The organism is Sphingomonas sp. Leaf407 (assembly GCF_001425385.1).
Lineage (GTDB): Bacteria > Pseudomonadota > Alphaproteobacteria > Sphingomonadales > Sphingomonadaceae > Sphingomonas.
On sequence record NZ_LMQO01000001.1, the window covers coordinates 1,329,502 to 1,341,955 of the forward strand.

Consider the following 12,454-nt stretch of genomic DNA (forward strand, 5'->3'; position numbering starts at 1 on the left):
GGATGGTCATCCGCTCCCCATGCGCTGTCAAGCATGAGAACGTTCCCGAATATGGCGCTATTTCAAAACACTTGCCTATGCGTTCCGGGGTGCCGGCCTGCTCGTCTGCGAACTTCCCGCCGAGCCCTCAGCCCAGTTCGTTCAGCGCCTGTTCGATGCCGTCCATCGTGAACGGCTTGGACAGGACCGGGCGGTCGCGGTGCGCCGGTTCGATCGTGTCGCCCGAGCCGCCGGTGGCGAGGACGAAGGGGATGCCGGCCGCCGCCAGCCGGTCGGCGATCGGCCAGCTCTTCTCACCTGCGCGCAGGTTCACGTCGAGGATGGCAGCATCGATGCCCCCCGCATCGATCGCGGCGAGCGCGGTGGCCACGGTGTCGGCGGTGCCGGCGACCGACTTGCCGAGGATGTCGAGAAAATCCTCCAGCATCATCGCGATGAGAGGTTCGTCTTCGACGACAAGGATACGCACTGGCGAGGTCATAACGCGCGGTCCTTAGCGGTCAAAGCGCGAACGCCGCAACTCAATTCGCGGTTAACCCGGCGGCTTGGCCAGCGCATCGCGCGCCGCCATGGCAAGTTGCTGCACCGAAAAGGGTTTCGGCAGGAACGAAACTTGATCCAGATCAATCGAGCGGCGCAACTGTTCTTCGGCATAGCCCGACATGAACAGGATCGGCAGCGTCGGATATGCCTTGCGTACGTGGCGGACCATCGTCGGTCCGTCCATCGTCGGCATGACGACATCGGAGATCAGCAGGTCGATGTGCGGCCGGTCGGCGAGCAGTTCCAGCGCGGCCTCGCCATGCTCGGCGGTCATCACGGTATAGCCCTGTCGCGTCAGCGCGCGTTCGGCGATGGCGCGCACCATGTCCTCGTCCTCGACCAGCAGGATCGTGCCCGATCCCCATGCCGGCGCGCCCTCCGCCTCGCGCCGGACCGGGCGGGTCGACTGGCGCGGAGGTTCGGCGGCGTGGACCGGCAGGTGGATGGTAAAGGTCGATCCCTTGGCCGGCCGCGATTCGGCGAAGATGTAGCCGCCCGACTGTTTGATGATGCCATAGACGGTCGAGAGGCCAAGCCCGGTGCCCTTGCCCACTTCCTTGGTCGTGAAGAACGGCTCGAAAATCTTGGGCAGGATGTCGGGCGGGATGCCGGTGCCGGTGTCCGACACGGTGAGCGTCACGTAATCGCCGACCGGCAGCACGTCGTCGTCCATCGCGCGGACCTGTTGCGCGCTGGTCGACAGCGTCTCGATGGTCAGCGTACCGCCGTTGCCGCCACGCGCGAGCATCGCGTCGCGGGCATTGACCGCGAGGTTGACGACGACCTGCTCCAACTGCCCCGGATCGGCGCGGACCGACCCGAGGCCACGGCCGTGGTTGACGACCAGTTGCACCGTTTCGCCGAGCAGGCGCTTGAGCAGGTTCGACACTTCGGAGATGACGTCGGGCAGTTGCAGGACCTGCGGGCGCAACGTCTGCTGGCGCGAGAAGGCGAGGAGCTGGCGCGTCAGGCTGGCGGCGCGGTTGGAGTTGGCGCGGATCTGCTGGATGTCGTCGTAATCGCTGTCGCCGGGCGAATGGCGCATCAGCATGAGGTCGCAGTGGCCGATGATCGCGGTGAGGATGTTGTTGAAGTCGTGCGCGACGCCGCCGGCTAGTTGCCCGACCGCCTGCATCTTGGTCGCCTGCGCCACCTGACGCTTCAATTTGCCCTCCTCGCCGGTATCGCGCAGCGAGACGACGACCGCCGCCTCGCCCAGCCCGCGCGCGCCGGCGATCGACAGCGCGATCGGCTCGTCGGGGCGATCGGTCAGGCGGACGGCCATGTCGGCGCTGTGCTGCGCACCGCCGGCGAAGCGGCGGACGGCATCGGCCAGCGCCGCCTTGTCCTCGCGCACCACCAGATCGCCCGGATAGAGCGGCGGGGCGACGGGATTGACTCCGGTCGCGCGGACGAAGGCGTCGTTCATGTGCAGAAAGCGCCCGTCGCGATCGACCAGCGCCATGCCGACCGGCAGCAGCGAGACGAGCGCGCGCACTTGCCCCGCCGCCCCCGGCGTGGCGATGGGGAGCAGGCCGGCGGGGGCCTCCTCCTCGTCGAGCAGGGCGACCAGCATCGGACCGCCGCTTTCCTCGGCCAGCGGGACCTGGAGGATGCGCAGCGGGTCGCCGCCCAGCCCCTCGCGCTCGAAGCGGACGCGACCGCGCGTGTCGGTGACGAGGAAGCGGGCGAAGTCGCGGCCGTCGATCAAGGTCGCATCCTCCTGCCCCATCGCGCGTGCCTGAAACACGCGGTTGGCGCTGCGGATGCGGCCGTCGGGGCTGAGCAGCGCGACCATGATCCCGGCCGATCCCAGCCGCTCGCCGATCTCGCCCGACAGGATCATGCCGATGCCGGCGGCCTCGGCGATCGCCTGTCCGCCCTCGAACCGCCAGACGAGCATCGTGTCGCCGGCACGGGTGAGCGTCGCCATCAGCGGGGCCTCGCCCTGCCGGAGCGTCACCTGCGCATGGCCGTCGCGCCATGCCGCGCGGGCGGCGCCGGCAAGCAACGTGGCGTCGCCGCCCTCACCCACCACGCCCGGCGGGGTGGGATAGCCGTCGAACAGCGCGGCATAGCGATCATTGGCGCACATCAGCCGCCCGGCGCGGTCGGTGACGGCGGTGGCGTGGGGCGAGACGGCGGCGAGCGCCTGCGCCACCGACCAGTCGATGCGCGGTTCGTCGGGCTGCGCGACCCCACGCATCCGGGTCCAGCCGAACAGCGCGCCGGCCAGCACCAGCGCAGTGGCAAGAAAGCCGCCGGCGATGGTCGAATCGCCGAGCAGCCACAGGATCACCGCCGCCGCCGCGATACCGCTGGCCACCGCGATGGCGATCGGCACCAGTGGCGAGGGAGAGCGGGGGGAAAGCGACACCATGACAGGCTGTTGCGGCGCTTGGGCGATGGCGTCAAGCGGGGTGGTCGGGGTCGGCGCGAATCGTCGTGGACCCATGGTGGTGGAGGGTGGAGCGGCCGGTCGTGCAGGGCGGAATCAATCGCCCTGTCCACACCGTCACCCCGGACTTGTTCCGAGGTCCACGACGCGGCGATCGGTGCGATTGGAGGTTCGATCGGCAGCTTTTGCGGTAGGGTGGACCCCGGGACGAGTCCGGGGTGACGGTGTGGATTGGTCCGGTGTTCGTCATTCACGCGCAGGCGGGAATCCATAGGCGCTGACCAACATGCTGGAGCCGGAACGGTAGCGTGTATGGATTCCCGCCTCCGCGGGAATGACGGTTGGGGGGGCAGGAGCGGAGCGCGCTCTCCCGCCCCCTGCCCTTACCAGATGCGGACGCGCTGTTCGGGGGTCAGGAACAGCTTGTCGGTCGCGCCGGGCTTGTAGCCGGCGTACCACGGGTCGAGGTTGCGGACGACCCATGCGCGCTGTTCGGACGGGCTGTGCGGATCGGTCAGCAGCCGCTGGCGCAAATTCGCCTCGCGGTAGCTGCGCCGCCAGACCTGCGCCCAGCCGAGGTAGAAGCGCTGTTCGGGGGTATAGCCCTCGATCGCCGGCCGGGTGCCCGGATAGGCGTGGGTATAGGCGTCCCACGCCACCGTCAGCCCGGCGAGATCGGCGATGTTTTCGCCCAGCGTCAGTTCGCCCTTCACCTTCATGCCGGGCAGCGGTTCATAGGCGTCGTACTGCCGGACCAGCGCGGCGGTGCGTTCGTCGAAGCGCTTCACGTCCTCGGCGGTCCACCAGTCGGTGAGGCTGCCGTTGACGTCGTACTTGCGGCCCTGATCGTCGAAATGGTGGCTGATCTCGTGACCGATCACTGCGCCGATCGCGCCGTAATTGACCGCCGGATCGGCCGCCGGATCGAAGAACGGCGGCTGGAGGATCGCGGCGGGGAACACGATCTCGTTCATCACCGGGTTCGCATAGGCGTTCACGGTCATGGGGGTCATGAACCATTCCCACTTCTGGATCGGCTTGCCCAGATGCTGCACGTTATAGCGCTGCTGCCACTGGTTCGCGCGCAGCATGTTGCCGAACGCATCGCCCGGCGTGATCGTCAGGTCGCTCATGTCGCGCCAGCGGTCGGGATAGCCGATCTTGGGGGTGAAGGCGGCGAGCTTCGCCCGTGCCTTCGCCTTGGTTTCGGGGGCCATCCAGTCGAGCTGGTCGATGCGCCGGCCCATCGCCGCCGTGACGTTGCGGACCAGTTCGTCGGCCGCCGCCTTGGTCGCAGGCGGGAAATATTGCGCGACATAGGCCTTGCTGACATCGTCGGCGACCGCGTCCGAGGTGAAGTCGACCGCGCGCTTCCAGCGTTCCTCCTGCTGCGGCGTGCCCGACAGGACGGTGCCGAAGAAGGCGAAATTCTCGGCATCGAAGCTGCGCGGCAGGACGCTCGAGAAACCGTCGAGCGAGCGCAGCAGCAACTGGTCCTTGAGCACCGCCAGCGGGGCCGCGCCGATCACCTTGGCCATGCCGGTGAAGGCGCTTGGCTGCGCGACGATCACGCTCTGGGTATCGGCACCGAGGCCCCGGAAATAGGTCGCGAAGTCGAAGCCCGGCGCGCGACGCGACAAGTCGGCGACGGTCATCTTGTTATAGGTCTTGTTCGCGTCGCGGCTTTCGATCCGCGTCCAGTGCGCCTGCGCGAACTGCGTCTCCAGCGCCACGACCGCCTTGGCCCGCGCCGCCGCGTTCGGCTCGCCGGCCAGCGTCAGCATCTTGGCCAGATGCTGCTCATAGGCGGCGCGGGTCTGCGCCAGCTTGGCGTCGGTCGAGAGATAATAGTCGCGGTCGGGCAGGCCGAGGCCCGCCTGCCCCGCCGACAGCGCATAGACGTCGGGCTGCTTGTCGTCGGGGCCGACATAGGCACCGAACGGCGCGCCGACGCCCGCCTGCGCCGCCTTCGCAACCAGCGCGGCATAGCCGGCCTTCGACGTGAGGCCCTTGATCTCGGTCAGCCACGGCTGGATGGGGCCCAAGCCCTTCGCCTCGATCGCGCTCTGGTCGAGGAAGGTCGCGTAGGCGGTGCCGATCTTCGAATTGGGATCGCCCTTCGCCGCGTCGAGCAACTGGCGGGTGCGCGTCTTGGACAGGTCGTCCAGCGCGGTGAACATGCCGTAGTTCGACTTGTCGGCGGGGATCGGGGTGATCTTTTCCCAGGTGCCGTTGGCGTATTTGTAGAAATTGTCGCCGGGCTTGACCGCGGTATCCATGCCGGCAGTGTCGAAGCCGAAGCTGCCGATCTCGGGCTTGGCTGCCGGGGCGGGCGGCGGGGTTGCCGCCGCCTGGGTCGCGGCGTCGAGATTGGCATCGGCGCCGCCGACATTGGCACGCTGGGTCGCACAGGCCGACAGCGCGGACGCCGCGAGCAGGGTGGTCAGGACGAAACTACGCCGCATGGGAAATGCCTTTTCGTATCAGGTGATACGGCGATGCTGCACCCGGGGCATATCGATCGTCAATATGATTGGCGTGGATTCGGGTTGGGTTGGCCAACATTCTCGCTCGTAACGTCACCCCGGACTTGTTCCGGGGTCCACCAAGCCGCACACGCTGCCGCCAGCGCCTTGAGCACATTGATCGCCGCACCGTGGACCCCGGAACAAGTCCGGGGTGACAATAGGGGGAGTAGCTCGCCTGACCGCGAACGGACGATCCGCCGTCCGCTCACGGATAGGCGATCGCCATCACCTCATATTCCTTGACCCCGCCGGGCAGTTGCACCGTGCGCACGTCGCCCACCGCGCTGCCGCGCAGTGCGCGCGCCATCGGCGAGTTCCAGCCGATCCGGCCCGCCCCCGCATCGGTTTCATCGTCGCCAACGAGGATCAGCGTGCGGTGGCGGTCGTCCTCGTCGGCGATGGTGACGGTCGCGCCGAACCATGCGCGGGTCCGGTCGGCCTGCTGGCCGGGATCGACCACCCGCGCCGCCTTCATCCGCTTGGCAAGGAAGCCCAGCCGCCGGTCGATCTCGCGCAGGCGCTTGCGGCCATAGATATAGTCACCGTTTTCCGAGCGGTCGCCGTTGCCCGCCGCCCACGCGATGACGTCGAGCAGCTTGGGCCGTTCGTCACCCAGCAACTGGTCATATTCGGCCTTGAGCACGCCATAGCCGGCGGGCGTGATGTAGTTCGGACGCGGCTCGCTCATCCCGGCCGGTTCTTGCCGAGATACCAGCTAAGGTTGTTCGGCCCGCGCGAGCGCGCCTTGTCGGCATGGATCAGGTCATAGACGACCGCATTCTCCAGCACCCGCTGCACATAGCCGCGCGTTTCGGAGAGCGGGATCTTCTCGATCCATTCGATCATGTCGACGCCGGGGGTGCGCGGATCGCCGTTGGCGCGGATGAACTTGTTCACATTGCCCGGCCCGGCATTATAGGCGGCGATCGCCAGCGGATAGCTGCCGCCGTAATAGTCGAGCATCCGCTGGATGTAGCTCGACCCCAGCGCCATGTTGTAGCCGGGATCGTTCAGCGACGACGGATTGTACGACAGGCCGAGCTTGCCCGCCGTCTCGCGCGCGGTGCCCGGCATCAACTGCATCAGCCCGCGCGCGCCGGCGCGGCTGACGGCGGTGCGGTCGAACTGGCTTTCCTGCCGCGCGATGGCGTGGATCAGCGTGAACTGGCCCGATTGCGACCCCGGCACCGCGACCGAGGGATAGCCCGCCAGCGTATAGTCGCTGTGCCCGTTCAGCAGCGCGCTGCGCCCGACCATGACGCCGAGGTCGGGCCGCTCGATCGCGCGCGACAGCTCGACCGCCAGTGCATGGTCGGTATCGCTCCTCGCATCCTCGGCGATCTTACGGACGAACAAGGTCTGGTCGGCATATTGGCCGGTGCGCCCGAGATAGCGGACCGCGCGGGCGACCTCGCCGTTCATGTAGGCGGTGCGCAGCGCAGGCGGCACCATCGCCGGACTGGCGGTGGCGGACGGCGCGCGCAGCGGGCGGCCGATCCGCTCGCTCGCCAACTGGCCGTAGAACAGGTCGGACAGGTCGGCGGCCTGCGCATACCAGCGGTCGGCGGTGGCGCGGTCGCCCGCGCGCTCGGCGGCGCGGCCCGCCCAGTAATAGCCCTTGGTACGCACGGTCGGAGTGCGCGACCCGCTGGCATAGCGAGCGAACATGCCCGCCGCGTCGCCCGGCCGGTTCAGATTCTGGAACGCGACCGTGCCCGCCAGCCATGCGAGGCTGGTATAGTCGTCACGCTCGCCATAGGATTCATCGGCGATGACCGTGCCCGCCGGAAAGGCGTCGTCGATCTGGGACGCGATCTGATAGGCGACGCCATATTGTCCGTCGGCCTGCGCGGCGCGGGCGTTGGTCAGCAGCACCTCCAGCCATTTCTCGGCATCGCCGGGGCTGCGCGACAGGCGGCGCGGCTGGGCGAGGTACGCGCGGGCGGCGGGCGACTGGCCGGTGGCGCGCAGCCACATCGCCCGGTCGGCGACATAGCCCGGATCGGCACGATCGACGCCGCCCTGCTCGCCGCGCACCGTGGCATCGGCCCCGCCGCCCTTGAACGCCAGGCGGGCATCGAAGGTCGGGCGCATCGCCGCCGAGACGAAGCCGATCTGGCGCTGCGCGCTGCTGGTCGCGCCCTGCCACAACAGCCGGTCCATCCGCGCGTCGTGATCGGCCGGGGTCAGCGCGGCGGCGAAGCGGGCGAACAGCGCCGTCTCGTCGGCGGTGCGCAGGCTCCCCCTGCGCCATGCCGCGCGGGCCGCCTCGTTCGCCTCGGTCATCCGGCCGGTCGCGGCAAGTGCCTCGGCGCGACGGAGCTGCCCGGCGGCGGTGAGCGGGGGATAGCGATCGAAGAAGCGCAGCACGGTCGCCGGATCCTGCGCGCCGTTGGCCAGCACCGTCTCCGCCGCCGCGCGGCGGCTGGTCTCGCCGGGGAAGCCGGGGTGGGCCAGCAGGAACCGCGCATAGTCGGCGAAGGGGTAATTGTCCGACTGCTGCAACCGCTTCCAGTCGGCCAGCACCGGCTGGACCGGGTCATAGGGCACCGGCGCGCTCTGCACGGCCGGGGCCGGGACCGACGGGACATAGCCCGCCGGCAGCGGCTGGCGCGTGACCGTAGCGGGCACGGGGGCGGATTGCGGGAAGGGCGTCTGCAACACCCCGGTGGCCACGGCGGCGCTCGCGACGCCGGCGAGCAGGAACGCGCTCTTGAACACGGTGGTCAGCATACTGGACATGATATGGAAGCCCGCCCTATCTGTCGCCACCTTTTCGGCCCAATTTCCTTTCGACGGAGCGATTATCCCCATGTTTTCCGGTTCGATCCCGGCGCTCGTCACGCCGTTCGCCAACGGCCGATTCGACGAAGCCTCGTTCCGCGCGCTCGTCGACTGGCAGATCGAGAGCGGATCGTCGGCGCTGGTGCCCTGCGGCACCACCGGCGAGGCGGCGACGATGACCATCGAGGAACACGATCATGTCGTGCGGGTCTGCGTCGATCAGGCCGGCGGGCGCGTGCCGGTGATCGCGGGCTGCGGGTCGAACGACACCGCCGTCGCACTGCATCACATCCATGCGGCCAAGGCGGCGGGCGCCGCCGCCGCGCTGCTGGTCCCGCCCTATTACAATCGTCCGAACCAGGAAGGCGTGTTCCGCCATTTCGAGGTGCTGGCATCGCGCGGCGGCCTGCCGATCATGCTCTACAACGTGCCGGGACGCACCGTCACCGACATCGCGGTCGAAACGGTTGAACGGATCGTCAAGGCGTTCCCCGACACGGTCGTCGGCATCAAGGATGCCACGGGCCAGATGGCGCGCGTCGCCGAACACCGCGCGCGCTGCGGGCCGGGTTTCGTGCAATTGTCGGGCAACGACGACATGACGCTGGCCTTCATGGCGATGGGCGGCGGCGGCGCGATTTCGGTCACGGCCAATGTCGCGCCGGCGATGTGCGCCGAGTTTCAGGACGCCTGCCTTGCCGGGGACTATGCCCGCGCGCTGACGATCCAGGACCGACTGTATCCGCTGCATTCGGCGCTGTTCAGCGATGCGTCGCCCGGACCCGTCAAATATGCGCTCGGGCGCGTCCGGCCCGGTTTCCCGACCGATCTGCGCCTGCCGATGACCCCGCCGTCGGCGGCGTCGTGCAAGGCGGTCGACGCGGCGCTCGCACATGCGGGACTGATCGGCTAACAAGCAGACCGTATGCCAAACGGACCGTTTTCGATCCAGACGCTGACCGGGCGTGAACTTGCCGCGCGTGACTGGTCCGCGACACCGATGGGGCCGATCGAGGACTGGCCGGTATCGCTGCGCGCGCTGCTGGCGATGATGTTGTCGTGCCCCACGCCGATGTTCCTCGCGTGGGGGCCGGACCTGCGCTGCTTCTACAACGACGCCTATCGCCCGCTGCTCGGCCACCGCGTCGGCATGGCGCTGGGCGAGCGGTTCGACGTGGTGTGGGCGACCATCTGGGACGAATTGCTGCCGCTGGTCGAGCGGACGATGGCGGGCGGTCATGTCGCCGCGACCGACATGCAGCTCGACCTGCAACGCACCGGCGAGAGCGAGGAAAGCTGGTGGAGTTTCACCTACTCGCCCGCCTTCGACGATCACGGCCAAGTCGCCGGATTGCTGTGCATCACCGGCGAGACGACCGGGCGGGTGATGGCCGAGCGCGAGCGCGCCGCCGCCGACGAACGGCTGCAACAGGCATTGTCCGCCGGGCGCAACATCGGCGCATGGGACTGGGACGTGCAGAACGACGTGGTGCGCGCCGATTCGCGCTTCGCGCTGCTCTATGGCGTCGATCCCAGGCAAGCGGAGCAGGGCGCGTCGATCGACCGGTTCTTCGACGGCGTCCACCCCGACGATCTCCAGGCGGCGCAGCGCGCGATCGCCGCCGCGATGGACCCGGACGGCGACGGAACGTTCCTTGCCGAATATCGCCTGCTGGGGGCCGACGGCCACAGCCGCTGGGTATCGGCGCAGGGGCGCTGCGTGTTCGACGATGCCGGCCGCCCGGTCCGCTTCCCCGGCGTCAGCTACGACATCGACGATCGCAAGCGCGCCGAGCTGGCGGCGCTAGCCGCCAAGGCCGAACGCGATTTCGTCCTGTCGCTGTCCGCGCGCCAGCGGTCCGCGACCGATCCGGCGGCGATCATGCGCTTCACCGCGCAGGCGCTGGGGGAGCGGCTGGGCATCAACCGCGCCGGCTTCGCGCGGATCATCGGCCACCGCGTCCGCTATGGCGCGGGCTGGAACGACGGCGCGCTGCCGCCGCTCGTCGGCGATCATTCGCTCGACCGGTTCGGCGCGGTCGGCACCGCGCTGCTGCGCAGCGGCCAGCCGATCGTGTCGGACGACTTCACCACCGATCCGGCGTTCGATCCGGCGGTCGCCGCGACCTATTCGGCGCGGTCGGGCATCGTGATCCCACTGCGCCACGACGGGCGGGTCGAAGCGATGCTGATCCTGAACCACGCGACCCCGCGCCGCTGGACGGCGGGCGAAGTGGCACTGGCGACCGAGATCGCCGAGATCGGCTGGATCGCGGTCCAGCGCGCCGACGCGCTGCGCCAGTTGGAGGCCAAGGTCGGGCGGCAGGACGCGCAGCTCGAACGGGTGGCGACCGAATTGCACGATGCCGCGTCCGCACGCGCCGCCGCCGAGACGCAGGTGCGCCAGTTGCAGAAGATGGAGGCGGTCGGCCAGTTGACCGGCGGCATCGCGCACGACTTCAACAACATGCTGGCGATCGTCATCGGCAGCCTCGACATGATCGACCGCCGGCTGGCGCAGGGCCGGATCGACGTGACCCGCTATGTCGAGGCGGCGCGCGAGGGGGCCGACCGGGCGGCGGCGCTGACGCAGCGGCTGCTCGCCTTTTCGCGCCAGTCGCCGCTGTCGCCCGAACCGGTCGAGGGCAACCGGCTGATCGCCGACCTGACCGACCTGCTCGCCCGGACGCTGGGCGAGCGGATCGCGGTGGAGACGGTGCTGGGCGCCGGGCTGTGGCGTGCCGAAGCCGACCGGGGCCAGCTCGAAAACGCCATCGTGAACCTTGCGGTCAACGCGCGCGATGCGATGGAGGACGGCGGCAAGCTGACCATCGAGACCGCCAACGCCCATGTCGGCGACGATTACGCACGCGAGGCGGAGATGGCGGCGGGGCAATATGTCCTGATCGCGGTCAGCGATACCGGCAGCGGCATGGCCCCCGACGTGCTGGCCAAGGCGTTCGACCCGTTCTTTACCACCAAGCCGGTCGGGCGCGGAACGGGCCTCGGCTTAAGCCAGGTGTTCGGCTTCGTCCGCCAGTCGCGCGGCCATGTCCGCCTGTATTCCGAGCCGGGCGTCGGCACCACCGTGCGCCTCTATCTGCCGCGTTTCTATGGCGAGGCACCGACGCCGGGGCCGCGCACCACCCTGCCCGACGTGCGCGGCGGCGCGCCGAGCGAAGTGGTGCTGGTGGTCGAGGACGAGGCGCGCGTGCGCGCCTTCTCGGTCGAGGTGCTGCGCGATCTGGGCTACCGCGTGGTGCAGGCGGCGAGTGGCCCCGAGGCGCTGGCGCTGATCGAGGGTGGGCAGCCGGTGTCGCTGCTGTTCACCGATGTCGTGATGCCGGGGATGACCGGGCGCGAACTCGCCGACCGCGCGGGCGCGCTGCGGCCGGGGCTGCGGGTGCTCTACACCACCGGCTATACCCGCAACGCGGTGGTGCATAACGGCGTGCTCGATCCGGGTACGCGGCTGCTGTCCAAGCCGTTCGGGGTCGACGAACTGGCGAGAAAGGTGCGGGAGGCGTTGGACGGGTAGATTACCTCCCCTCCCTGACAAGGGAGGGGCCGGGGGTGGGTTGGTTCGTGGCGGACGCTGGCGTTCCCTCGCAGGCCGACCCACCCCCAACCCCTCCCTTCCAGGGAGGGGAGTCGGATGCGGCATGACGATCGACCGCTTCCCCTATGCCCCCCGACCCCCTATGTCCCGCGCATGAGCCGTCCGCGTCCCCAGTTGTTCGACAAGAAGAAGATCGTCGCCGAAAACCGCCGTGCGCGCTTCGATTACGAGATCGACACCGTGTATGAGGCCGGCATCGCGCTGACCGGAACCGAGGTGAAGTCGCTGCGCTTCGGCGAGGGATCGATCATGGAAAGCTATGCCGACGTCCGCGAGGGGCAGGTGTGGCTCATCAATTCCAACGTGCCCGAATTCAGCCACGGCAACCGGTTCAATCATGAACCGCGCCGCCCGCGCAAGCTGCTGCTCCACGAGCGCGAGATCAACAAGATGCACGGCGCGGTCGCGCGCGACGGCATGACGCTGATCGCGCTGTCGGTGTATTTCAATTCCAAGGGCCGGGCGAAGGTCGAACTGGCGCTGGCCAAGGGGCGCAAGACCCACGACAAGCGCGAGCACATCAAGGAGCGCGAGTGGAAGCGCGAAGCGGGAAGGTTGCTGCGCGACCGTGGCTGACAAGAC

General features: G+C 68.9%; 8 protein-coding genes. 3 read left to right on the plus strand and 5 right to left on the minus strand.

Annotated features, from left to right (window positions below):
• Window positions 1-127 precede the first annotated feature (127 nt).
• The 5 genes from ASG37_RS06030 to ASG37_RS06050 form a co-directional block, all read right to left on the minus strand.
• Entirely contained in the window at window positions 128-481 is a 354-nt protein-coding gene (locus tag ASG37_RS06030) for a response regulator (protein WP_055756954.1), read from the minus strand.
• A gap of 51 nt (window positions 482-532) precedes the next feature.
• Window positions 533-2,923, minus strand: coding sequence for an ATP-binding protein (locus ASG37_RS06035; RefSeq protein WP_055756956.1), 2,391 nt, complete (start codon window positions 2,921-2,923; stop codon window positions 533-535).
• Between the two features lie 401 nt (window positions 2,924-3,324).
• On the minus strand, window positions 3,325-5,406 hold the full coding sequence (locus ASG37_RS06040; RefSeq protein ID WP_055756959.1) for a M13 family metallopeptidase: 2,082 nt from the start codon (window positions 5,404-5,406) through the stop codon (window positions 3,325-3,327).
• 268 nt (window positions 5,407-5,674) lie between these two features.
• Window positions 5,675-6,157 (minus strand): GreA/GreB family elongation factor, encoded by a 483-nt coding sequence (locus ASG37_RS06045; protein ID WP_055756961.1) that lies wholly within the window; start codon window positions 6,155-6,157, stop codon window positions 5,675-5,677.
• Window positions 6,154-8,202, minus strand: coding sequence for a lytic transglycosylase domain-containing protein (locus ASG37_RS06050; protein ID WP_055756963.1), 2,049 nt, complete (start codon window positions 8,200-8,202; stop codon window positions 6,154-6,156). The genes ASG37_RS06045 and ASG37_RS06050 overlap by 4 nt, the downstream gene beginning before the upstream one ends.
• 79 nt (window positions 8,203-8,281) lie before the next feature.
• Here ASG37_RS06050 and dapA point away from each other — a divergent pair, with 79 nt between their 5' ends.
• From dapA to smpB, 3 genes are all read left to right on the plus strand, one after another.
• The gene (gene dapA, locus ASG37_RS06055; protein ID WP_055756965.1) at window positions 8,282-9,166 is read left to right on the plus strand and encodes a 4-hydroxy-tetrahydrodipicolinate synthase; all 885 of its coding nucleotides are present in this window, start codon (window positions 8,282-8,284) and stop codon (window positions 9,164-9,166) included.
• Window positions 9,167-9,178: 12 nt separating this feature from the next.
• Window positions 9,179-11,791 carry an ATP-binding protein gene (locus ASG37_RS06060; protein WP_055756967.1) on the plus strand — a complete coding sequence of 871 codons (2,613 nt, stop codon included), beginning with the start codon at window positions 9,179-9,181 and terminating at the stop codon, window positions 11,789-11,791.
• Window positions 11,792-11,965: 174 nt separating this feature from the next.
• Window positions 11,966-12,448, plus strand: coding sequence for an SsrA-binding protein SmpB (smpB, locus tag ASG37_RS06065; RefSeq protein WP_055756969.1), 483 nt, complete (start codon window positions 11,966-11,968; stop codon window positions 12,446-12,448).
• Window positions 12,449-12,454 lie beyond the last annotated feature (6 nt).

Bases quoted from the DNA above. Each gene is read 5' to 3' on its own strand.
- ASG37_RS06030 (WP_055756954.1), bottom strand. From the start codon at position 481: ATGACCTCGCCAGTGCGTATCCTTGTCGTCGAAGACGAACCTCTCATC.
- ASG37_RS06035 (WP_055756956.1), bottom strand. From the start codon at position 2,923: ATGGTGTCGCTTTCCCCCCGCTCTCCCTCGCCACTGGTGCCGATCGCC.
- ASG37_RS06040 (WP_055756959.1), bottom strand. From the start codon at position 5,406: ATGCGGCGTAGTTTCGTCCTGACCACCCTGCTCGCGGCGTCCGCGCTG.
- ASG37_RS06045 (WP_055756961.1), bottom strand. From the start codon at position 6,157: ATGAGCGAGCCGCGTCCGAACTACATCACGCCCGCCGGCTATGGCGTG.
- ASG37_RS06050 (WP_055756963.1), bottom strand. From the start codon at position 8,202: ATGCTGACCACCGTGTTCAAGAGCGCGTTCCTGCTCGCCGGCGTCGCG.
- dapA (WP_055756965.1), top strand. From the start codon at position 8,282: ATGTTTTCCGGTTCGATCCCGGCGCTCGTCACGCCGTTCGCCAACGGC.
- ASG37_RS06060 (WP_055756967.1), top strand. From the start codon at position 9,179: ATGCCAAACGGACCGTTTTCGATCCAGACGCTGACCGGGCGTGAACTT.
- smpB (WP_055756969.1), top strand. From the start codon at position 11,966: ATGAGCCGTCCGCGTCCCCAGTTGTTCGACAAGAAGAAGATCGTCGCC.